Origin of the sequence: Streptomyces sp. TG1A-60, from assembly GCF_037201975.1 — a bacterium.
Classification (GTDB): Bacteria; Actinomycetota; Actinomycetes; order Streptomycetales; family Streptomycetaceae; genus Streptomyces.
Genome location: NZ_CP147520.1, coordinates 819,304 through 840,783, shown reverse-complemented (window position 1 = coordinate 840,783; position 21,480 = coordinate 819,304). Strand labels below are relative to the sequence as shown.

The 21,480-nt window shown below is 71.0% G+C and carries 23 protein-coding genes, 2 tRNA genes and 3 pseudogenes; 10 read left to right on the top strand and 18 right to left on the bottom strand.

The genetic code is table 11. The features are described 5' to 3' along the window. Positions 1-664 precede the first annotated feature (664 nt). From WBG99_RS03050 to WBG99_RS03025, 6 genes and pseudogenes are all read left to right on the top strand, one after another. Positions 665-2,845 carry an ATP-binding protein gene (locus WBG99_RS03050; protein ID WP_338894802.1) on the top strand — a complete coding sequence of 727 codons (2,181 nt, stop codon included), beginning with the start codon at positions 665-667 and terminating at the stop codon, positions 2,843-2,845. 86 nt (positions 2,846-2,931) lie between these two features. Beyond that, the gene (locus WBG99_RS03045; protein WP_338894801.1) at positions 2,932-3,363 is read left to right on the top strand and encodes a roadblock/LC7 domain-containing protein; all 432 of its coding nucleotides are present in this window, start codon (positions 2,932-2,934) and stop codon (positions 3,361-3,363) included. Between the two features lie 2 nt (positions 3,364-3,365). Then, positions 3,366-3,737 (top strand): DUF742 domain-containing protein, encoded by a 372-nt coding sequence (locus tag WBG99_RS03040; RefSeq protein ID WP_338900190.1) that lies wholly within the window; start codon positions 3,366-3,368, stop codon positions 3,735-3,737. Continuing rightward, positions 3,715-4,314 carry an ATP/GTP-binding protein gene (locus WBG99_RS03035; RefSeq protein WP_152172823.1) on the top strand — a complete coding sequence of 200 codons (600 nt, stop codon included), beginning with the start codon at positions 3,715-3,717 and terminating at the stop codon, positions 4,312-4,314. The genes WBG99_RS03040 and WBG99_RS03035 overlap by 23 nt, the downstream gene beginning before the upstream one ends. Further along, positions 4,311-4,937, top strand: a complete 627-nt coding sequence (locus WBG99_RS03030; RefSeq protein WP_338894800.1) for a GAF domain-containing protein — start codon at positions 4,311-4,313, stop codon at positions 4,935-4,937. The genes WBG99_RS03035 and WBG99_RS03030 overlap by 4 nt, the downstream gene beginning before the upstream one ends. Positions 4,938-5,082: 145 nt before the next feature. Then, positions 5,083-5,496 (top strand): annotated as a pseudogene (locus WBG99_RS03025) (alcohol dehydrogenase catalytic domain-containing protein); the annotation flags it as partial. Positions 5,497-5,588: 92 nt separating this feature from the next. Here WBG99_RS03025 and WBG99_RS03020 read toward each other — a convergent pair. From WBG99_RS03020 to WBG99_RS03010, 3 genes are all read right to left on the bottom strand, one after another. Beyond that, positions 5,589-5,711, bottom strand: coding sequence for a hypothetical protein (locus tag WBG99_RS03020; protein WP_338894799.1), 123 nt, complete (start codon positions 5,709-5,711; stop codon positions 5,589-5,591). 231 nt (positions 5,712-5,942) lie between these two features. Beyond that, positions 5,943-6,701 (bottom strand): phosphotransferase, encoded by a 759-nt coding sequence (locus WBG99_RS03015; protein ID WP_338900189.1) that lies wholly within the window; start codon positions 6,699-6,701, stop codon positions 5,943-5,945. A gap of 262 nt (positions 6,702-6,963) precedes the next feature. Beyond that, complete coding sequence (locus WBG99_RS03010) at positions 6,964-7,329, bottom strand: DUF4440 domain-containing protein (protein ID WP_338894798.1); 366 nt, start codon at positions 7,327-7,329, stop codon at positions 6,964-6,966. Between the two features lie 194 nt (positions 7,330-7,523). Here WBG99_RS03010 and WBG99_RS03005 point away from each other — a divergent pair, with 194 nt between their 5' ends. Then, positions 7,524-7,883, top strand: a complete 360-nt coding sequence (locus tag WBG99_RS03005) for an MmcQ/YjbR family DNA-binding protein (protein WP_338894797.1) — start codon at positions 7,524-7,526, stop codon at positions 7,881-7,883. Between the two features lie 50 nt (positions 7,884-7,933). Here WBG99_RS03005 and WBG99_RS03000 read toward each other — a convergent pair whose 3' ends face one another. Both WBG99_RS03000 and WBG99_RS02995 read right to left on the bottom strand, forming a co-directional pair. Next, complete coding sequence (locus WBG99_RS03000; RefSeq protein WP_338900188.1) at positions 7,934-8,854, bottom strand: transketolase; 921 nt, start codon at positions 8,852-8,854, stop codon at positions 7,934-7,936. Between the two features lie 12 nt (positions 8,855-8,866). Beyond that, positions 8,867-9,441: pseudogene (locus tag WBG99_RS02995) on the bottom strand (transketolase); the annotation flags it as partial. A gap of 152 nt (positions 9,442-9,593) precedes the next feature. Here WBG99_RS02995 and WBG99_RS02990 point away from each other — a divergent pair. Beyond that, a tRNA-Pro gene (locus WBG99_RS02990) sits at positions 9,594-9,667 on the top strand. 303 nt (positions 9,668-9,970) lie between these two features. Here WBG99_RS02990 and WBG99_RS02985 read toward each other — a convergent pair. The 11 genes from WBG99_RS02985 to WBG99_RS02935 all read right to left on the bottom strand — a co-directional run bounded on the left by WBG99_RS02985 (position 9,971) and on the right by WBG99_RS02935 (position 18,465). After that, complete coding sequence (locus WBG99_RS02985) at positions 9,971-10,507, bottom strand: NUDIX hydrolase family protein (RefSeq protein ID WP_338894796.1); 537 nt, start codon at positions 10,505-10,507, stop codon at positions 9,971-9,973. A 46-nt stretch (positions 10,508-10,553) separates the two neighbouring features. Further along, the gene (locus WBG99_RS02980) at positions 10,554-11,315 is read right to left on the bottom strand and encodes a GntR family transcriptional regulator (RefSeq protein ID WP_338900187.1); all 762 of its coding nucleotides are present in this window, start codon (positions 11,313-11,315) and stop codon (positions 10,554-10,556) included. A 43-nt stretch (positions 11,316-11,358) separates the two neighbouring features. Further along, on the bottom strand, positions 11,359-12,360 hold the full coding sequence (locus WBG99_RS02975; protein WP_338894795.1) for a proline racemase family protein: 1,002 nt from the start codon (positions 12,358-12,360) through the stop codon (positions 11,359-11,361). A 23-nt stretch (positions 12,361-12,383) separates the two neighbouring features. Beyond that, positions 12,384-13,280, bottom strand: a complete 897-nt coding sequence (locus WBG99_RS02970; protein WP_338900186.1) for a dihydrodipicolinate synthase family protein — start codon at positions 13,278-13,280, stop codon at positions 12,384-12,386. Between the two features lie 87 nt (positions 13,281-13,367). Next, the gene (locus WBG99_RS02965) at positions 13,368-14,816 is read right to left on the bottom strand and encodes an NAD(P)/FAD-dependent oxidoreductase (RefSeq protein ID WP_338894794.1); all 1,449 of its coding nucleotides are present in this window, start codon (positions 14,814-14,816) and stop codon (positions 13,368-13,370) included. Beyond that, the gene (locus WBG99_RS02960; RefSeq protein ID WP_338894793.1) at positions 14,806-15,105 is read right to left on the bottom strand and encodes a (2Fe-2S)-binding protein; all 300 of its coding nucleotides are present in this window, start codon (positions 15,103-15,105) and stop codon (positions 14,806-14,808) included. Before WBG99_RS02960 ends, WBG99_RS02965 begins: the two co-directional genes overlap by 11 nt. Next, positions 15,102-16,268 (bottom strand): FAD-binding oxidoreductase, encoded by a 1,167-nt coding sequence (locus WBG99_RS02955; protein ID WP_338894792.1) that lies wholly within the window; start codon positions 16,266-16,268, stop codon positions 15,102-15,104. The genes WBG99_RS02960 and WBG99_RS02955 overlap by 4 nt, the downstream gene beginning before the upstream one ends. A gap of 128 nt (positions 16,269-16,396) precedes the next feature. After that, on the bottom strand, positions 16,397-16,732 hold the full coding sequence (locus WBG99_RS02950) for a DUF3140 domain-containing protein (RefSeq protein WP_338894791.1): 336 nt from the start codon (positions 16,730-16,732) through the stop codon (positions 16,397-16,399). A gap of 69 nt (positions 16,733-16,801) precedes the next feature. Further along, the gene (locus tag WBG99_RS02945) at positions 16,802-17,284 is read right to left on the bottom strand and encodes a DNA starvation/stationary phase protection protein (protein ID WP_338894790.1); all 483 of its coding nucleotides are present in this window, start codon (positions 17,282-17,284) and stop codon (positions 16,802-16,804) included. A 13-nt stretch (positions 17,285-17,297) separates the two neighbouring features. Next, entirely contained in the window at positions 17,298-17,573 is a 276-nt protein-coding gene (locus WBG99_RS02940) for a WhiB family transcriptional regulator (RefSeq protein WP_338894789.1), read from the bottom strand. A gap of 82 nt (positions 17,574-17,655) precedes the next feature. After that, a complete protein-coding gene (locus WBG99_RS02935; RefSeq protein WP_338894788.1) occupies positions 17,656-18,465 on the bottom strand; it encodes a lysophospholipase in 810 nt (269 codons plus the stop codon). Between the two features lie 246 nt (positions 18,466-18,711). Between WBG99_RS02935 and WBG99_RS02930 the strand changes: the two genes are divergently transcribed. Beyond that, positions 18,712-19,485 (top strand): sulfite exporter TauE/SafE family protein, encoded by a 774-nt coding sequence (locus WBG99_RS02930; protein ID WP_338894787.1) that lies wholly within the window; start codon positions 18,712-18,714, stop codon positions 19,483-19,485. A gap of 473 nt (positions 19,486-19,958) precedes the next feature. On the opposite strand, the gene WBG99_RS02925 is transcribed toward WBG99_RS02930, so the two are convergent. After that, complete coding sequence (locus WBG99_RS02925; protein ID WP_338894786.1) at positions 19,959-20,492, bottom strand: DUF309 domain-containing protein; 534 nt, start codon at positions 20,490-20,492, stop codon at positions 19,959-19,961. A gap of 99 nt (positions 20,493-20,591) precedes the next feature. Here WBG99_RS02925 and WBG99_RS02920 point away from each other — a divergent pair. Continuing rightward, a tRNA-Pro gene (locus WBG99_RS02920) sits at positions 20,592-20,665 on the top strand. Positions 20,666-20,764: 99 nt separating this feature from the next. Here WBG99_RS02920 and WBG99_RS02915 read toward each other — a convergent pair. Continuing rightward, a pseudogene (locus tag WBG99_RS02915) lies at positions 20,765-21,162 on the bottom strand (tyrosine-type recombinase/integrase); the annotation flags it as partial. Positions 21,163-21,480: the final 318 nt, after the last annotated feature.

The window sequence follows — 21,480 nt, the reverse complement described above, 5'->3', positions numbered from 1 at the left end:
GTCGTGATGGGAGCAGCCCTGTCCCGTCAAGGACGCCTCCGGCGTCGCCTGCAGCACATGTCCTCGGTCACCCTTGACTGGCTGTGCTGCTGGCTCCGGTTTTCGGCTGGTGTCGGGCGGCCCTCCCGTGTGGCGCCTGGTTCAGTACCACCACCGGGCCCTCCCGGCCCACTTCGGAGGCTCGAGGTGTGCGAGGAGCGCATCGGATCGCTTGCCCAACTCCCCTTCCCGTCCCGGAGAACGGCTTCTTGGACCGGGGCGCCCCTCCTCGCTCGCCATCAAGTCGGTCTCCAAATTATCCCGACAGGGTGATTTTCCAAGGGAAGATGAGGGCCGGGGAGCGGATTGCTCCCCGGCCCTCACTATTCGTTTTCGATCTGCTCTGACCAAACCTGATCGAAATGTGGGCACAAAGGAATTCTGACAGGAACGCGTGCTCGAAGAACTGCCCACTGCTGCGCGAAGCCTCATACCAGAGCGGGACTCATTGCGGGGGTCTTTGTCAACTGCGCGTCCCACATGACGCGTTGGCGACTACTGTGAGTTGCCGTCGGGCGACGCAGTGCCGAACTCTCCGACTCTCCCGACCGACATGCGAGGGCGCACGCCCAAGTCGCCCAGCCGCGGCACCCCCCACCCCAGACGGACCAGTACGAGGACGCTGATGTCTCACCTTCGCGCACCGGCCGCACGCGCTGACCGCCGTGAGGGCGGGCGGCACGGGCGATCGGTCACCCGCGCCGTCCCCTCGTTGCCCGAGATCCACATACGGCCACAGCTGGTGCGCCTGGCGGTCCTGCCCCCCACCGCGGTGGCCCTCAGCGCCTGCGCCGCCGTGCTCTTCACCTTCCGCGCCGGCGGCGCCCGCCCCAGCCTCACCCTGTGGGCGGTCCTCGCCGGAGCCGCGGCGGTGGCCCTCGCCGGTATCGGGATCGCCGCCGTGGCCGCCGACCGCACCGCCAAGTCCGTACGGGAACGCCTCGGCGCCCTGCGCCAGGTCAGCGGCAAGAGCGAAGAGGAACTGCGCGCCCTGGTCGACGCGCTCCAGCGCGGCGACCAGCCGCCCGCACGCGGGCCGCGCCCCAAGCCCGCCGCGGACGCCGACGACTTCGAACTGCTCACCGCCGACCTGGCCCGCGCCCACGACAGCGCCGTCACCGCCGTCGTCCAGGCATCCCAGCTCTCCAGCCATGCCGGCGACGAACAGAAGCTCGAAGTCTTCGTGAACCTGGCGCGCCGGCTCCAGTCCCTGGTGCAGCGTGAGATCTCCATCCTCGACGAGCTGGAGAACGAGATCGAGGATCCGGATCTCCTCAAGGGTCTCTTCCATGTCGACCACCTCGCCACCCGCATCCGCCGTCACGCCGAGAACCTCGCCGTGCTCGGCGGCGCCGTCTCCCGCCGCCAGTGGAGCAACCCCGTCTCCATGACCGAGGTGCTGCGTTCCGCGATCGCCGAGGTCGAGCAGTACTCCCGGGTCAAGCTGGTGCCCCCGGTCGACGGCACCCTGCGCGGCCATGCCGTCGCCGACGTCATCCACCTGCTCGCCGAACTCGTCGAGAACGCCACGGTGTTCTCCGCCCCGCACACCCAGGTCCTGCTCCGCGCCAACCTCGTCACCTCCGGGCTCGCCGTCGAGGTCGAGGACCGAGGCCTCGGCATGCCCGTCACCGAGCAGAACAAGATGAACGCCCTGCTCGCCGACCCCGACCAGGTGAACGTCGCCAGGCTCCTCCAGGACGGCCGTATCGGCCTCTTCGTGGTCTCCCAGCTCGCCCGCCGCCACGGCATCCAGGTCCGCCTCCAGGCCAACATCTACGGCGGAGTCCAGGCCGCGTTCGTCGTCCCCCGGGTCCTCCTCGGCACCGAACCCGGTGCCCCCGGCGACATCCCGCGGACCCAGCCGCAGACGCCGCAGACCACCGGGGTGCGACGCCCGGCCGCCGGGCCTCGCCACGCGCAACCCGCCGCTTCCCAGCGGGCGTCATTACCCGGCCCGGCCGACCGCTCGGCGACCGCCGACCGTGCCGCCGGGCCCGCGACCGATCGGCCCGGCCGGCCGGCACCCGCGCAGCCCACGCGTCCCGAGCCCGGCCGGCGGACCGCCCCGAGTCCGGCGCACGCCTCCGTGCCCCGGCAGCAGGGCCCGGCCCACAGCAGCGGCCGGCAGGCTCCGGGCGGAGGCGGCAGCGCGACCCCGCTGCCCGTGCGCGGCCCCCGCGACGAGCGGCCCAATCCGGCCGACGCCGTGCCCGGCATCCGCCCCGACGCCCGGCCCACCGTCGCGGAGAACGCCTCGGCACCCCCGACCCCACGCGTCGGCGGCGCCGTGCGCGGCACGATGGGAAAGACCCAACTGCCCCGCCGCCGTGCCCAGCAGCACATAGTGCCCCAGCTCCGCGGCGGCCCCGCGCCCATGCCCCGTCAGGACCCCGAGCACTACATCGGCCATGACCCCGGGCTGATGGCCGCCTTCCAGCGGGGCATCGGACTCGCCGAGTCCCGCCAGATGGAGAACTCCGACTGGGACACCGCCGCCCTCGGCACGGCCGACGCGGCGGTCCTGGCACCCCCCGCCCCCGACGCCGCGTCCCGTATCGACGCGGGCCGACCGGACACGGGCCGATGGGACAAGGGCCACCCGGCCTCGACGTCACACGGCGGCACGGGCCACGCGAACGCAGTCCACGCCAACGCAGTCCACACGGACGCGCCCCACAAGGACGCGGCCCAGACCCCGGGTGAACGAACCAGGGGCGTCGCGCCCATAGCCGTACCCCCGTCGAGCCACGACGCGGCACACGACCTCACGTCCCGGCAGGACGGGAGCACACCGGCCGGATGACCACCTCCATCCCCCTCACCACCCCCACCGCAGTACCCACGCCCTCCGCTCCCGCAGACCTTCGTACCTCAAGGAGTCGATCCACCATGGCGAGCGATGCGCCGACCGGCCATGTATCCGATCTCGACTGGCTGATGAGCGGCCTCGTGCAGCGCGTACCGCACACCACGAGCGCGGTGCTGCTCTCCTGCGACGGGCTCGTGAAGTCGGCCCACGGCCTCGACCCGGACAGCGCCGACCACATGGCGGCCCTGGCCTCGGGCCTGTACTCCCTCGGACGCAGCGCGGGCGTCCGCTTCGGCGACGGCGGCGAGGTACGCCAGGTCGTCGTCGAACTCGACTCGACCCTGCTGTTCGTCTCCACCGCCGGCTCCGGCACCTGCCTCGCCGTGCTCGCCGGACGCGAGGCCGACGCCGCGGTCCTCGGCTACGAGATGGCGATGCTCGTCAAGAGCGTCCGCCCGTACCTGGTCACCCAGCCCCGTCAAGCCGTCGAACCCTCCGCGATGAGGCATTGAACGTGCCCGCGGCCGGCGACGGGCCCCTGTACGACGACGCCGCCGGACGTCTCGTACGCCCCTACACCGTCATCAACGGCCGGACCCGGCCGACCACCGCGCTCGATCTCCTCTCGCAGGTGATGGCCACCGGGGCGACCCCCCTCGGCTATCTCGGCCCCGAGCACGCAACCGCACTCGACCTGTGCCGCGCACCCGTCCCGGTCGCCGAGGTCGCCGCCCACCTCAAGCTGCCGGCGGCGGTCACCAAGGTGCTGCTGTCCGACCTCGTCGACTGCGGGGCCCTCACCACCAAGCCCCCGGTTTTCCACCACAACCCGACAGACCGGTCTCTTCTGGAGGCAGTGCTCGATGGACTACGACGACAGCTCTGATCCCTTCCCCACCGCACTAAAAATCCTGGTGGCGGGAGGGTTCGGGGTCGGCAAGACGACCTTCGTCGGCGCGGTGAGCGAGATCGCGCCGCTGAGCACGGAGGAACTGCTCACCACCGTGAGCGCCGCCACCGACAACCTCGACGGCATCGAGAACAAGGTCGAGACGACCGTCGCGATGGACTTCGGCCGCATCACCCTCGACCCGCGACATGTTCTCTATCTGTTCGGCACACCCGGACAGCAGCGGTTCTGGTTCATGTGGGACGAACTCTCCGAGGGCGCCCTCGGCGCGGTCATCCTCGCCGACACCCGCCGCCTGGAGGACTGCTTCGCCGCCGTGGACTTCTTCGAACAGCGCGGCCTCGCCTTCATCGTCGCCATCAACGAGTTCGACGGCTCCTTCCGCTACGACGCCGACGAGGTGCGCGCGGCCCTCGACCTCGACCCGGAGATCCCCGTCGTCTGCTGCGACGCCCGTATCTCCAGCTCGGGCGTCCAGACCCTGCTCACCCTCGTACGGCATCTGCTCGCCCACACCCCGGCACAGCTGCCGAGCCACGGAGCCCACACGTGACGTACGACCCGCCGCCTTCGGTCGTCCGGCTGCTGCTCACTCCCGAGGACCGGGACGCCCCCGAACGCGCGGAACGGCTGCGGCTGCTAGGGCTGGGGGAGTACACCGAACCGGCCTTCGAAACCTTCGCGGACAGGCTCGCCGAGCTCGCCTCGGTGCCGTACGCGATGGTCAACTTCATCGACGGGAACCGGCAGTTCTTCGCCGGGCTGCATGTGTCGGCGCAACCCACGGCCGACACCTGGGTCCTCGGGGTGGATCGTCATCCGGCCCGTGACCGCGGCTTCTGTCCCTATGTGGTGGTCCGCCGCAAGGCGCTCGTCCTCGAAGACGTGCGCGAATACCCGAAGTTCGCCGGGAACCCCGTCGTCGACGACCACGGCATCCGCTCCTATCTCGGCGCCCCGCTGCTCGACCGCACGGGCATAGCCCTCGGCACGGTCTGCGTCCTCGACGTGCAGCCGCGCCCTTGGGGCAGAAGGGGTCTGGAGACCATCAAGTCGATGGCCGCGGAACTGGCCGCCCGGATCGAGGGGCGGGAGGGCGTTCCCGTGACGAGACGTTCCCGTGACGCCGGAGACGGGTGGCACATCACGGCGGATCGGCGGCCCGGCGGGGTGTGAAGGAAAGCCGCGGCGGAGGTTGAGAAAACCTCGATGGACCCGGGGTGCCACCGTACGGCAGATCGCTGGGCGATCCCACTCCTCTCCCCGGTACGGGTCCGTTCTCCATGCTCCGCGCCGGGACCTCACGCACAGGAGCCGCACGTTGAAGGCGCTGGTCAAGGAGAAGGCGGAACCCGGACTGTGGCTCGTGGACGTCCCGGAGCCCGAGACCGGCCCCGGCGACGTACTCATCAAGGTCCTGCGGACCGGGATCTGCGGCACCGATCTGCACAGCCGGTCCTGGGACGGCTGGGCCCGGCAGACCATCCGCACGCCGCTCGTGCTCGGCCACGAGTTCGTCGGCGAGGTCGTCGCGACCGGCCGCGACGTCTCCGACATCCGGGTCGGCGACCGGGTCAGCGGCGAGGGGCACCTGGTGTGCGGCAGGTGCCGCAACTGTCTGGCCGGCCGACGCCACCTGTGCCGTGCCACCGTCGGACTGGGCGTGGGGCGCGACGGTGCCTTCGCCGAGTACGTGGCGCTGCCCGCATCCAACGTCTGGGTGCACCGCGTGCCGCGTCGACATCATCACCGGCACCCTCCGCCGTCTCCCAGCAGCTGACTGGAGCGGGTGTGTCCAGTAGACGGCTGATCCAGTTTTTGTAGGGGTCAGTTGGCGGCCGGGGTGAGCCGGCCTTCGAAGGCGATCTGGAAGGCGTTCAGGGGCGCCTTCCAGCGCATGGTCCATCGCTTGCGGCCCTTGCCGGTCGGGTCCAGGCTCAGCTGGGACAAGTGGATCTATCTCATCCGCGACAGTCCGTCGCAGCTCTACACGACTCTCCGGGGGCAGATCGAGGCATACGCGAACGAGCTCGCGGCACGCATCGACGCCGGGACCGACCGCTACTGAGCTTTCGTGAGTGATGTCGCCGACAGGAAAAGCCCTGTGAGCTGGGGCTATGCCCTGTCGCCCAGTGACACCAGCGAAAGATCATCAGTCATGGCCGGAGGTCGGAGACGAGATCAATCGCCGAGCAGGGCGTGCATCCACTGGTCTTCACGCTGCTCGATGTATTCGGCATCGCTTCGCCAGGCGTCGCCGTGGCCTTCGGTCCACAGGGTTGCCCAGGGCTGGACACCCCGGGCGGCTTGCTCGCGCAGGAAGTCGTGCATGGATCGCGTTCGGCGCCCGAGTAGAGGGACCAGCCGACGGCGTTCGTCTTCGTCGAGGCCGTAGGCGTCGGCGAAGACGCGCAGCCGGTCTGCGGCGTCGGGGCGTTGCCAGTCCGGATGAGCGGACAGCGGAATGAACCCGTGCATGGCATACGCGACGTCCCACAGGCGGGAACCGGGGCCAGCGGTGTCCCAGTCGATGAAGGCCCACTGGGCCTCGCCTGCGACCACGAGGTTCCACGGGGCCAGATCGTGATGGGCGATGATGTCGCTGCCCTCGGCGGGGATCAGCACCTGCCAGTGCGCGTCAGCCGGTGGTGTGAAGCCCTGCACGGCATCGTGGAAGTCCCGGATCAGCCCTGCCACCCCGGCCAGTTTCCGAGCGGACTCGAGCAGAGAAAACCGATCGGGCCAGACCACGTGGCCGTGCACGAAGGTCAGGACTTCACGGCCCTGGTCGTCGATGCCCAGTGGGCGAGGCGCCGCCCGGAACCCCACCTCATACAGGTGGGTCAGCAAGGCGTGCACTGCGGGAGTCCACGGTCCGGTCGGGCGGCGAACGGTGTCTCCGACGCGGACCACACCAGCGCTGACGTTCCCACCGGACAACGGCTGTTCTTCATTGTGCTGCACCGAGCCAGCATGCTCGATCAGCCCACCATGTTTCCCCCCATTATTGTTGATCGCCACCTGGTGTCGCTCGGTGTGGGGAATGGCCCCAGCTCACAGGCCCTTTCCTGCCGATGACATCACGCCTCGAATCTCAGTAACGGACAGCACCCGTGCACGAGCCGAAAAACCCGTCGCGGTCGACTGACTCCGTGCCGGTCGGCTCGGCGACCGCCCCCTCGTGAGCGGCGGTTCCAGACGCTCAGCTGACCAAAGTGCCCTGGTGAAAGTACATCCGCCAGCCCATCTCCGTCAGCCGCCACAGAGAGCTCCGCCATGCCCGGCGGCCTTGGTTGTCGGCGAAGTACGTCAGATGAACGACGCCCGGAGCAAGGACGACCCCGGACATTTCACTGACCTTGACTGGAGACTCCGGGGACACCGAGCCACCACTCGTCACTGTCAGGATCGACTTCGTATCCCATCGGCGCCCAGAAGCTCCGATCTCGGTGAACTCCGGATCCAGAAGCTCCAGGACACGGGCCGGGGAAGCACGCACCTCAGGATCGAGAAGCTGCAACTCCCCATCAACGGCCGCTTGCACGGCCTGCTCACTCTCATCCGTCATGCGGGAACCCTACGGACCCCCTTTCCCGAGGCACAGCGAACTGTTCACCCGACGAGGCGACGATTCGGCGAGCTTCAGGCCATCGAGTGGCAACCATCGCGACCAAGTGTCAACTAGCCCGATCCTCCGCAACTCAGCCCCCCGGCATGGGCTCCGCCGGGGGCTTGTCGGTGGTGACCGCTACGGTGCGTCTCATGCCGGATGCCGAAGACGTACGACGTGTCGCCCTCTCCCTGCCCGACACCACGGAGAAGGTCGCCTGGAGCATGCCCACCTTCCGGGTGGCGGAGAAGATGTTCGCGACCCTGCCGGAGGACGAGGCGTCGATGGCCGTGCGGTGCCCGAAGGAGGAGCGCGACGAACTGGTCCTCGCCGAGCCCGACAAATTCTGGATCGCCGACCACGAGGCGTCGTTCGCGTGGGTCCGGGTGCGGCTGTCCGCGCTGGAGGACGAGCACGAACTGCGTGACATCCTCGCCGACTCCTGGCGCCAGGCCGCCCCGACCAGACTCCTCGACGCCTACCCGGAGTTGGGGCGCCCGGTCGCCGGCTAGTCCGGCCGCCCGGTCGCAGACTCCCGGGGCCCGGCTGAGGTAGATCGACGTCAGACGCCGAGCCGCGCCCCGAGGAATCCGTCGATCCGCTCCCGCAACGAGGCCGCGTCCAACCCGTGCGCGGCCATATGCTCCTCGACCTGCCCGTACCGCCGCAGTTCCCGACGACCCACGCCCAGCCCGAGCACCCGGTGCGGCACATCGCCGAGCGCGTCGTTCGCGGCGGGGGTCGAGGTGCCCGCCAGGTACGGCTCGACGAGCACGACATCCGTGCCCTTCGACTCCGTGGCCCGGTGCAGCGCCGCCGAGTCGAAGGGCCGGACGGTGGTCTCGTACAGCACGGTCACGTCGAGCCCCTCCGTGGCTGCGAGGACGGCGTCGAGCATCGGCCCGACGGCGACGACGACCCCGCGGCGCCCCTCGTGCACGGTGAGGAACCGTTGCCCGTCCACCGTGCCGGCCCGTCCGTTGGACTGCACGGACAACCGTACGTACGCCTTGTCGTCCTTGCCCTCGCCCGCGCCGACCGCGTGCCGGAGCAGGGTCTCTGCCTCGTCGGGATGGCCCGGCACATGCACGGTCCAGCCGTCGAGCGTGTCGAGCAGAGCCACGTCGCCCGGCGCCATATGGGTGTAGCCCCCGGCGGGCCAGTCGAAGGAGGCGGAGGCGCTCACCAGCACCGCGCCCACGTCCTGGTGTCCGAGATCCAGCTTGACCTGCTCGAAGGGCCGCTCCACCAGGAAGCTCGCGAAGGTGTGCACCACGGGCCGCATCCCGGTCAGCGCCAGACCCGCGCCCGCGCCGACCAGCAGCTGCTCCCGGATGCCCACGTTGATCACCCGATCCGGATGCCTGCGCGCTGCCTCCGCGAAGCCGTCCCCGCTGATTTCTGCGAGGACCACCGCGACCCGGGGGTCCTCGTCGAGCAGCCGGGAGACGACAGGGGCGAAACGGTCACGCATGGTGTCCATGAGATCGGTTCCTGCCTCGAACCGCGCGGCGATCCCGCCCGGCAGGGAGTGACTGGCGGAGGAGTTGTCGATCACGACGGTGTGCAGCCGGTCGAGCCCGGCCGGCCCGGCATAGGCGATCGCCTCGTGGTTGCTGCCCTCGTCCAGCTCCGCGTCCCGATGAGGACCCACACGGCCGGGTCGAGCCGCCCCTGGGCCCGCAGCCCGAGCACCGCGCCGACCGCGATCGGCAGCCCGTGCCCGAGTGAACCGCTGCCGATCTCGACGCCGGGCACCGGCACCCGGTCCGGATGATGGCCCAGCGGCGAGTCGTACGAGCCGAAGCCCGGCAGCCAGTCCGCCGGCACGAACCCCTTGGCCGCGAGCACCGCGTAGTACGCCATCGGCCCGTGCCCTTTCGACAGCGGGAACCGGTCCCGCTCCGGGTCCCCCATCCGTCCCGGCGCCACCCGCAGCACCCGGTCGTAGAGCACCCACAGCACGTCCAGCGTGGACGTGGCCGCCGACCCGTGCTTCTCGTCGCCTGTCATCAGCCCCATCAGCCGGGGCAGATCCGTGCACCCGTGTGTACGTTCTGCTGTCGTCATACAGACGAGCGTGCAACCTCAACCAAGCTTCAGGTCAAGCGGCAGAGGCGCCGGCGCTTCGCCCCCGGTAAACGCGTGCGCGACCACCGGCACGAGTGCGGTATTGTTTCCGTGCGCGTTCAGCCAGGGGAAACCCCAGGTCAGACGGGCAACGGGACGTGGCGCAGCTTGGTAGCGCACTTGACTGGGGGTCAAGGGGTCGCAGGTTCAAATCCTGTCGTCCCGACTTGTTGAACAACAGGTCGGAGGCCGTATCGCACCATGTCGATACGGCCTCTTCGGTGTGTGCGGGCACCACACAGGCCCTAGAAGGCCGATGAAGATCTTGCTCCGGCCGCCCGGCTCGCCCCGGATCGCCGGTAAATGTCAATCGGCGTGAATGGGTGCAAGCCGGGCGCAATTTCAAGATCTTCAGGGCACTTCTAGTGCCGCGTCGGTCAAGGTTTGCCCGTCAAGGAGCGGCGTCCGGTGCGGCGAGAGGGCGTGCCGGGCGTCGCGACGGGGCGAACCTTGGCTGACGCGGCACTAGCTAGGACAGGCAGCCCACGTGGGCCAGGGCCTGCTTCAGCAGGACGCCCTGGCCGCCCGGCATCTCATTCTGGACGGAGGCCGACGCCGCCTCCTCGGGGCTGAACCACTCCAGGTCGAGCGCGTCCTGCCGGGGGCGGCAGTCGCCGGACACCGGGACGATGTAGGCGAGGGACACCGCGTGCTGACGCGGGTCGTGGAACGGGGTGGTGCCCTGAGTCGGGAAGTACTCGGCGACGGTGAAGGGCTGCAGGGCGGACGGGACGCGGGGCAGCGCCACCGGACCGAGGTCCTTCTCCAGGTGACGCAGGAGGGCGTCACGCACCCGCTCGTGGTGCATCACGCGGCCGGAGACCAGGTTGCGGCTGACCGCTCCGTCCGGGCCGATGCGCAGCAACAGGCCGATGCTGATGACTTCGCCGCTGTCGTCGACGCGCACGGGCACGGCCTCGACGTACAGGATCGGCATCCGGGCGCGCGCCGATTCGAGTTCGTCGGACGTCAGCCAGCCGGGCGTGGTTTCGGTCATGTCAGACATTGGCTGATCATACTTTCTGCGTCAGCGGGAGAGCGCGTCACTCCGATCACATCTGCCCCCGTCGCACCGATCGCATGCGTCCCGCCGGTGATCGGTCCCGGGCGGCCCACAGACCACGCACATGACCGAGATGGCGGGTCATCACCGCGCGTACGGCCGTCTCGTCGCGGTCGAGGAGCGCGTCCAGGAGCTCCAGGTGCTCCTGCGCCGAGGACAGCAGCCGGCCGGACTCCACGAGCGCGGTCAGACCATAGAGGCGGGCGCGTTTACGCAGGTCACCGACGACCTCGACGAGGTGCGCGTTGCCCGCGAGGGCGAGCAGACCGAGATGGAAGCGGGTGTCGGCCTCGACGTACGCGATGAGGTCCCCGGCGGCTGCGGCGGCGACGATCTCCCGGGCGGCGGGCCGCAGCGCCTCCAGCGAGACCGGGTCGGCGGTCCGGGCCAGGTCGACGGTGGTCGGGATCTCGATGAGCGAGCGGACATGGGTGTACTCGTCGAGCTGTTCCTCGGTGACGGCCGTGACCCGGAAGCCCTTGTTGGGCACGGTGTCGACCAAGCCCTCCTTGGCCAGATCCAGCATGGCCTCGCGCACCGGCGTCGCCGAGACACCGAACCGGCCGGCGAGCGCGGGCGCGGAATACACCTCACCCGGCCGCAGCTCACCGGCGATCAGCGCGGCCCGCAGCGCGTCGGCGACCCGCTCGCGGTAACTGCTCTTCTTGCCGCCCAGCACCGGCAGGGCGGGCGCCGGGGCAGCGGCGGCAGTGGTGCCGGCGGACGGGGCGCCGGTGCGCCGCGAGGCCATGGGGGACATGCGGTCTCTCCTGGAGTCCTGGAGTCCCGGAATCCTAGAGGACGAATCCGGAGGGGAACGGGTCGGACGGATCGAGCAGATACTGGGCGGTGCCGGTGATCCACGCGCGGCCGGTGAAGCTGGGCAGCACGGCCGGGACACCGGCGACCTCGGTCTCGCCGAGCAGCCGCCCCGTGAAGCGGGTGCCGATGAAGGACTCGTTCACGAACTCGGTGCGCAGCGGGAGTTCGCCCCTCGCGTGCAGTTGCGCCATGCGCGCGCTGGTGCCCGTACCGCAGGGTGAGCGGTCGAACCAGCCGGGGTGGATGGCCATCGCGTGTCGTGCATGCCGGGCGGTGGCGCCGGGGGCGTACAGGTGGACGTGGTGGACGCCCCGGATCGAGGGGTCCGCCGGGTGGACGGGCTCCCCTCCGGCGTTCACGGCGTCCATCAGGGCGAGGCCCGCCCGGAGGATGTCGTCCTTGCGGTCGCGGTCGAAGGGCAGCCCGAACTGCTCCAGCGGCAGGATGGCGTAGAAGTTGCCGCCGTACGCGAGGTCGTAGGTCACCGTCCGGCCGTCGGCGAGTGTGGCCTTGCGATCGAGGCCGACGGAGAAGGACGGCACGTTCTGCAGGGTGACCGCCTTCGCCGCGCCGTCCTCCACCGCCACCTCGGCCACGACGAGGCCCGCCGGGGTGTCGAGGCGGATGGTGGTGACCGGTTCGACGACCTCGACCATGCCGGTCTCGACGAGCACGGTCGCGACCCCGATCGTGCCGTGGCCGCACATGGGCAGATAGCCGGAGACCTCGATGTAGACGACACCGTAATCGCAGTCGGGACGGGTGGGCGGCTGGAGGATCGCGCCGCTCATCGCCGCGTGCCCGCGCGGCTCGTTCATCAGCAACTGCTTGACGTCGTCGCGGTGTTCACGGAACCACAGCCGGCGTTCGTTCATGGTCGCGCCGGGGATCGTGCCGATCCCGCCGGTGATCACCCGGGTCGGCATGCCCTCGGTGTGCGAGTCGACGGCGTGCAGGACGAGCTTGCTGCGCATGACCGGTCTCCTTCCCGCGCGGGTTACGCGAGCCCCGCGCCGACGGCCTTCTCGGTGGCCGCGCGGATCACGGCCTCCTGCTCCGGCAGCAGCTCCACCCGAGGCGGACGGCAGCGTCCCCCGTGCCGCCCCACGATGTCCATCGACAACTTGATGGCCTGCACGAACTCCACCTTCGAGTCCCAGCGCAGCAACGGATGCAGCTGCTCGTAGAGCCGCTTGGCCGTCGCGAGGTCGCCGTCCACCGCGGCGTGGTACAGCTCCACCGTCGCGGCGGGCAGCGCGTTCGGATAGCCGGCCACCCAGCCCTTGGCGCCCGCCAGCGCCAGCTCCAGCAGCACGTCGTCCGCGCCGATCAACAGGTCCATTTCCGGAACGAGTTCGGCGAGCTGGTAGGCCCGTCGGACATCCCCGGAGAACTCCTTGACGGCCCGGATGTGCCCCTCGCCGTGCAGCTTGGCGAGCAGTTCGGGGACGAGGTCGACCTTGGTGTCGGTCGGGTTGTTGTACGCCACGACCGGGAGGCCCGCCTTCGCCACCTCCGCGTAGTGCGCGAGCACGGACCGCTCGTCGGCGCGGTACGCGTTCGGCGGCAGCAGCATCACCGACGCGCAGCCCGCGTCGCGTGCCTGCTCGGCCCAGCGGCGGGACTCGGCGGACCCGTACGCGGCGACCCCCGGCATCACCCGCTCACCGCCGATCGCGTCGACCGCCGTCTCGACCACCTTGGCGCGTTCCTCGGGTGTCAGCACCTGGTACTCGCCGAGCGAGCCGTTCGGTACGACACCGTCACAGCCGTTCTCGACCAGCCAGGCGCAGTGCTCGGCGTACGTGTCGTGGTCGACGGACAGGTCGTCGCGGAGGGGGAGCGCGGTGGCGACGAGGACCCCGCGCCAGGGGCGGTTCCCGGTGGCGGTCATGGTGCCGGTCATGGGTGAATTTCCTCTCTATGGGGTGTGACATATCACTGGGACTGCCGGATGGTTCGAAGGTCTGTGCGGGTGCGATCACCCTGGAGGCACGCCTTGCCGGTCCTCGGGTTTCGCGGTCTCTCTTCCGGTCTGAGCCAGTACGCCCAACGGCACCGGTCGCGCGAACGGCCGCCGGGACACGGTCTCCGCACACCCGGCGATCCCCGCGACCGCCGGCCCGCACATCCGGCCCTGGCACCAGCCCATCCCGGCACGGGTGAGCAGTTTCACCGTCCGGACGTCCCCGGCGCCCAACTCCCCGACGGCCTCGCGAACCGCCCCGGCCGTGACCTCCTCGCACCGGCAGACGACCGTGGCGTCGGTGACCTGCTCGGTCCAGTGCGCCGGCGGTACGTACACGGTGTCGAGCGCGGAGAAGAACTTCCGTAGTGCCGCACGGGACGTGGCGGCACCGGCCCACTCGCCGGGCTCCGGTTCCCGGCCCTGGAGCCGGGCGGCAGCCGACCGTCCAGCGATATGGCCCTCGGCGAGGGAGAGGGCCGCGCCGCCGATGCCGGTGGCCTCGCCCGCCGCCCAGACGCCCGGCACGTCGGTGCGCTGCTCGTCGTCGACCCACACACGCGTCCCGGCGGGATCGACTCGGCAGCCGAGCGCCTCGGCGAGGTCGGTGTGCGGGATCATGCCGTGCCCGACGGCGAGCGTGTCGCAGGGGATACGCCGCTCGGTGCCGGGCCGGGTCCGCCCCTCGGCATCGAGCGCGGCGACGGTCACCGCCTCCAGCCGGTCGGTGCCGTGTGCCTCGACGACGGTGTGGCGCGCGAGGGCGCGCACCCGGCGGCGCAGCAACTCCACCGCGTACCCGGCCCCTTCGGCGAGCTTGTCCGCCCGGCCCCCCAGCGCCCCGGCCCGCCGCACCAACGCCTTCGGGTCCGCGGACTCCACCAGCGCGGCCACCGTGACACCCGCCGCCGCGAGCCCCGTCGCCACCGGCAGCAGCAGCGGACCGGTCCCGGCGACGACCGCCGTACGACCGGACACGACGAGCCCGCCCTTCAGCATGGCCTGCGCGCCCCCGGCGGTGACGACGCCCGGCAGGGTCCAGCCGGGGAAGGGGAACACCTTCTCGAAGCCGCCGGTCGCGAGCAGGACGGCGTCCGCGCGCACCGCGTCGGGGGTCTCCTGCTCGGGGCCGAGGAGCGCGTGCGCGGTGAAACGCCCGGAGCCCTCGGCCCGCCGCTCCACGCACCACACATGGCGGTCCGCGAGGTGGGTGACGCGCCCTGAGGCGACATGGCGTTCGAAGCCGTCGCGCAGCCGCAGCCAGGTCCGCCACCCGTGGCGCGGGGCCTGGGGGTGCCGCGCGCCGAGCCCGGCCGCGGGCTGCCGGTAGAACTGGCCGCCGGGTGCTTCCGCGGAGTCCAGGACCGTGACGTGTACGCCCTGTCCGGCCGCCGCCAGGGCCGCGGCGAGCCCGGCGGGGCCCGCGCCGACGACCGCGAGACGAGGCTGTCGTTCAGTGCTCATGGCCCGTCCCCTCCTGGGTGCCGATGACGTCCCCCGGCCGGACCGGGACCAGACAAGCCCGTTGGTTGGGGCGGTCGTTGACGGTGACGAGGCAGTCGAAGCAGACGCCGATGCCACAGAAGAGCCCCCGTGGCCGGCCCTGGCCCCGGGTGGTGCGCCAGGACGTCACTCCGGCCGCCCAGAGCGTGGCCGCGACCGTCTGGCCGGGCAGTGCCTCCAGCTCGCGGCCGTCGAGGGTGACGGTGAAGGCCGGACCCGGTTCCGCCTGCGCCGGCTCCATGGGGTTCACGTCGCGTCCTCCTCGTACCCTTCGAACCGCTCCGGCCGGAACGGGGCCAGATCGAGATCGGGCGCCCTGCCGCCCAGTACCTGGGCGATCAGCTTCCCCGTGCCCGTGGCGAGCCCGATCCCGGCGCCCTCGTGACCGCAGGCGTGGAACAGCCCCGGCACCCGGGGGTCCGGCCCGATCGCCGGCAGATGATCGGGCATGTACGGCCGGAAGCCGATGTACGTCCGCATCGCGCGCACCCGCTGCAGGAACGGGAACAGCCGGGTCGCGCCCGCCGCCAGCGCCTGTACGACGGGCAGCGAGAACGACCGGTCGAAGCCGACCCGTTCCCGGCTCGCGCCGATCAGTACCGGTCCGGCGGCCGTGCCCTCGACGACCGGGGAGGTCTGGAGCGCCGCCGAGTCGCTGGCCACGTCGGCCACGTAGTCGGCCGCGTACACCTTGTGGCGCACCATGCGCGGCAGCGGTTCGGTGACCAGGACGAAACCGCGCCGGGGGAGGACCGGGAGGGTGACTCCGGCGAGCGCGGCCAGCTCGCCGCCCCAGGTACCGGCGGCGTTCACGACCGCCGGTGCGTGGATGTCGCCCCGGCCGGTCCGTACGCCGCGCACGGTTCCGTCCCGCGTGCGCAGCATCTCGGTCACGGTCCGGCCGGTGAGCAGACGGGCACCGGAGGCCCGTACCAGATGGGCGGCGGCCAGGGTGGGCATGACCTGGGCGTCCTGCGGATAGTGCACGCCGCCCGCGAGGCCGGGCGCCAAGTGCGGCTCCAGGTTGGGTAGTCGGTGTGCGGGGACGGCCAAGGCCGCGACTCCGGCGGCGCGTTGCCCGGCCGCGAACCGCTCCAGTGCTTCGAGCCCTTCCGGTGCGGAGGCGACGACCACTCCGCCCTTCTGCTCGTACTCGAACGCCGCGCCCAGACCCGGCTCGTCGGCCAGGTCCGCCCACAAGCGGTGGGAGAGCAGGGCGAGTTCGAGTTCGGGTCCTGGTTCCTTGTCGGAGACCAGGAGGTTGCCCTCACCGGCGCCGGTGGTGCCGCCGCCCACCGGGCCACGGTCGACCACGGCGACGCTCAGACCCGCCCGGGCCGCGTACAGGGCGCAGGCCGCGCCCACCATTCCCGCTCCGACCACCACGACGTCGCAGGTCAGTCGCTCGATCACGCCAGTACTATGTCACATGGCCCAGTGCGCGGGAATTCCGGCGCCGACACACCCTTCACCGGCTTCCCCCACCTCGCCCTCTCCAACGGCATCAGCACCTCGGCACCGCGAGCAGTCGTCCGCGTCGTCTACGACGGCCTGAGCGGATCGTGTCCCAGTGTCATCAACCGGTGGCGGCGATGTGTTCCGTTGGTCTCCGGAGTGTTCTCCAGGTCGCGCTGCGCGTTGACCGTGTCCACGACCTCGTACATGATCCGGACGTCGTCGTCCGTGAGGTCCGTGCGCCGCTTCTGCAGGATCGCCAGGACGTGCTGCCCGGTCGGGGAGCCCGGATGCTCCGTCAGCGGCTCCGTCTCCTCACCGGCGTACCGGGTCTTCAGCCAGACCGCCAGCTCCTGCGAGGTCATGTTCACCACGCGGTGGAACTCGTCCCAGAGCGCGTCGAGTTCAAGGGCGTCGGTCATCGTGGCCCCCTTCCCATGCGGCGTCGTTCGTGTCCCTGCGACTCTTCGTGCGGGTACGCGGCCGTCCCGTCAGCCCTCACGCGGCCAGTTCTCGGCCTCGAACATCCAGCGCTGCTTCTCCAGCTCGTAGGTGAGGGAGATCAGCAGGTCCTGCGTCACCTTGTCGGCGTCCTCCGTGGCGTCGACACGCCCGCGCAGCCGCCCGATCGCCGTCTCCAGCGCCTCGACGAGCAGCCGCACGACCTCGTCGTCCCGCACCCAGCCGTCCTTCGGTCCCTGCAGGTCGAACCGGGCAGCCACGGTCTCGGGCCGGCCGTCCGGCGCGACGCCGAGAGCCGCCGCACGTTCGGCGACCTGATCGGCGTACGACCGTGCCGTGGACACCACCTCGTCGAGCTGGAGATGGATCGAACGGAACCTCGGTCCCACGATGTTCCAGTGGGCCTGCTTCCCGATCAGCGAGAGCCCCAGCAGGTCCACCAGGGTCTCCTGCAGCGCGTCGCCCGCGACTCGGCGCGCGGGCTCGGGCAGTGTGCTCCTCACCATCGTCATTACGTGCTACTCCTCATCGCATCATGCCGGCGAACGCTGCGTGCCGGGCGGCGTCGGCGCTCCCGGCCCTGCGGAGCAGGTCGGTGCGTTCCTCCTCGCCCATGCCGCCCCACACGCCGGCCGCCTGCCCGTTGCCGAGCGCCCAGTTCAGGCATTCACGGCGCACCGGGCATCGGGCACAGACGCGCTTGGCGGCGGCGACGTCGTCGAGCGCCGGTCCTGTGGTGCCCACGGGGAAGAACAGTTCGGGGTCCTCTCCCACGCAGGCCGCACTCCGCAACCACTCCATGCGGGGCCGGGTGCCCAGGCCGGATGGGAGGAAACGCGGCATCCCAGAGCTTGTGGAACCGAGCCTTCCGGAGACCGGGACCTCAGCGCGTGAGTACGTCGTCCACGAACTCCTTGACGTCCGCCAGCACTTCGTCCCTGTTCGTCTCGTTGAACACCTCGTGCCGGGCGCCCGGATAGACGCGCTCGGCCCACTCGGTGCCGCGGAACTCCTCGATCCCCGTACGGCTGCCCGGCAGCGGCACGATCCGGTCGTCGTCGCCGTGCAGCCACAGCAGAGGGAGTGAACCGATGGACCCGCTTTTCGAGATCGTCTCCAGAGCGCGGTCGAAGGCCTCCAGCGTCGGCCGCTTGAACGGGCCGTGCCACACCAGCGGATCGCTCGCGTACGTCGCGCCGACCGTCGGGTCGCGCGAGAGGCGCTTCGGGTCGAGCGGCGCGGCGGGCACCTCCGGTGGCGCGAGCAGCACCGTCAGCGGCTCCCAGATACCGATCAATGGCCCGGACAGCACGACCGCGGTGAGTCCGGCGCCGTACCGCTGCGCGTACCGGGCGGCGATCAGGCCGCCCATGGAGTGGCCGATCAGCACCACCGGCCGACCCGGGTACGCGGCCCGGGCCAGCTCCTCCACCGTGTGCGCGTCGGTGACCACGTCCTCGAAGTCCTCGATCAGCACCCGCTCGCCCGCCGACCTGCCGTGCCCCATGTGATCGGGACCGAACACCGCCGCGCCGTGTGCCACCAGGGCGTCGGCCACGTGTTCGTACCGGCCGATGTGCTCCCCGTAGCCGTGCACCAGGAGCACGACATACCGCGCCCCCTCACACGGCCACTCCCGTGCGGTGACACCACCTCGCGTACCGGCGAAGCTGTGCTCGCGCGAGTCGGCCATGACTCCTCCAACTGCGTCGGTGAAGGTACCCGGGGGATCTTGCCAGCCGACCGCGAGATGGTCCATGGGCCGTCCGAGGCGAAGGCAGCGGCAGGGGAGAGGGCATCGCAGTCGCGTCCGGCAGGCTCTGAGCCGGGACGGTACTCGGCGGCCTGCCAGAGTCCGCGCCCCGCGGTGGCGTGGCGGGGTCAACTGGCGAGACGGACCTGCCGTGGGGTGATAGGTGCGCATAGCATCGGACGCCGCATGAACATGATGACTCCCTGGCACCTGTCCGTGGCCGAGTTCGCGGTCCTCGGCCTCGCCGCTCTGCTCGTCGGCTTCTCCAAGACCGCTGTGAGCGGTGCCAACACGGTCAGCCTCGCCATCTTCGCGGCAGTCCTGCCGGCCCGTGCCTCGACCGGTGTCCTCCTGCCGCTCCTCATCGTCGGGGACGTCCTCGCGGTGCTCACCTACCGTCGGCACGCCCACTGGCCCACCCTGTGGAAACTCTTCCCGGCGGTCGGCGGCGGCGTCGTCCTCGGCACGCTGTTCCTGGTCTGGGCCGACGACCAGATCGTACGGACGTCGATCGGCGCGATCCTGCTGCTGATGACGGCCGTCACTCTGTGGCGCCGCCGGGCGGCCGACAAGGGCGACGACCCCGACGAGATCACAACCCGCGCCGGCCGCGCCAAGGCCCGCTCGTACGGCGTCCTCGGCGGCTTCACCACCATGGTCGCCAACGCCGGCGGCCCCGTGATGTCCCTGTATCTGCTCTCGGCGGGCTTCCGGAAGCTCGGGTTCCTCGGCACCTCGGCCATCTTCTTCCTCATCGTCAACCTCGCCAAGGTCCCTTTCAGCGTCGGCCTCGGCCTCATCGACGGCCCCTCCCTCCTGCTGGACGCCGCACTCGCGCTGTTCGTGGTGCCCGGCGCCTTCCTCGGCAAGTGGGCGGTGACCCGCATCAACCAGCGGATCTTCGAACAGCTGGTGATCGCCGCGACGATCGTGGGCGGCCTGCAACTACTGCTCCACTGAGGACGGGGGAGGCCGCGCGACCCTCGGCCGGTGATGCCGCCGGTCGCCTCCCCGGTGTCCCGGAGGAGGCGAACCCCGGTGCTGACCTGGACAGTTCGAGGGACCCGCCCTCTCTCGGCAGACGTTCGGCGATGGTGTCGGCGGCGGTCCGCCGATCCGCGCCGGCGGGGCGACCGTAGCCCTTCTCCGGCCGTCTGCGCAGCCAGCCGCCCCAGGCGTGTCGGGAGGACGAGAAGCGGGAGGAGCAGCACCGGCACCAGCGCCAGGCCAGACGGTTCGGTGAACAGCTCACCGAGCAGCGGCCCGATCGCGGTCGCCACCACGAAGACGACATTGCATCCGGAGCGCTGCCCCGAGAGTGTGGCCGGGCGGCGAGCGTGTGAGCGCGCGACGTTCGGCCCCGGCCATGGGCGGCCGGTGGCCGGGGGACCATGCACCGGGCACGTCTACCGGCCACCGGGATCAGCGGCCGGTCACTCGCCCACGCCCTCGCCCCCACGCAACCGAGGTGCCCAAGCCCCCGCGTCCACCGCCTGCCCTTCCTGCTCCACGACGCCGGCCAGCTCCCGTGCCCAGGCGCCCACCCCGGCCAGATCGACACCGTGGGGACGGCCCCGGCCGCTCCCGGCCCCCCACTCCTCGACCGCCCCGGCCCCGCGCCGCAGCAGCCGCGCCCCGCCCCTGACGTTGCCGCGCGCCGAGTGGGTGAGGCCCACGGCGAGCTGGGCCAGGCCCCGCCACAGGGCGCGCTCCTCCTCCGGTCCGGACTTCCAGGCGTCCTCGAAGACCTCGTGCGCGTGGAACGGCTTCCCCGCGTCCAACAGCGCCTGCGCCTCGGCGACCGTCTCCTCGGGGTCCCGTACGACCCCTTCCGGCTGGCGCTCCACGCCGGGCGCCCCGTACGGCAGCGGGCGTCCCAGCCCGTCGCGCGGTCGTGCGCTCCGTGCCCGCCCCTCCGTGTCCCGGTCCCGTGCCTGTGCCGCCCCGTCATCCGTTGTTCCGCTCATGCCCCGATTGTCCCCCGCTCCTCACCGGCGGCCGGGCAGTGGCCGACGTACGGTAAAGTGCTCAGTGCGCGATCACGCGGTTCACCGTGTGCAGCGCATCGGGACGTGGCGCAGCTTGGTAGCGCACTTGACTGGGGGTCAAGGGGTCGCAGGTTCAAATCCTGTCGTCCCGACTGGAGACAGTCACAGGTCAGGGCCGGTTTCGGAGACATCCGAAACCGGCCCTTGGCCATTCCTGGGGACCGGTTGGGGGCCGGCGTCCTTGACCGGCGTCAGCGAGTCATGACGACCGGGCTCGGCAGGGAGCGTGGTGCGCGGAGCACGCTGAGGTGCGCCGAGAGTGCTGCGCCGGCGGCCGTGATCTTGTGTTCGTCCGGGTGGAGGTAGCGCTGGGTGGTGGTCAGCGATCCGTGGCCGGCGACTCCGCGCAGGACGTGGACCTGGACTCCGGCGTCGACGAACCAGGTCAGGCCGGTCTGCCGGAGGTCGTTGCGGCGCAGGTGTTCGTAGCCGAGCTTGGTGACCACGTGTCCCAGTGGGTCGCGTCGCGCAGGACCGCAGTGGAGATGCGCCCGCCGTGCGGGCCGGTGAGCAGGCGAGCGTTGGGGTCAGGGCCGGCGAACAGGATGTGCCGGGCGACGAGGGGGCGGATTTCCTCGATGATGGGAACCAGCGTCACGGGTCGCCGTATCCGCGAACCACCCATCACGGCCGAGGCGTTGCTCTGACCCTGGGCGCTTCCTGCAGGGATGGGTCCATCGACCGGTCCGGTCGCCGGCCCCCCTCCCCCTGACGGCCCCCTGGGTCGCCGCAGCGGTGTCAGCTCGGCACGCCGGAACTGTCCCCCCGGCGGAGAGAAGCCAACCAGCTGCACGTGGCCCTGGGCTCACCGGCGAAGCGGCGAGCGCCCAGAACCTGCTCGACCTTCGGGATCTGTGTGGGGCGCGATCCGTGCTCGCCACGCCTCGCCGACGATGGTGACGCACCC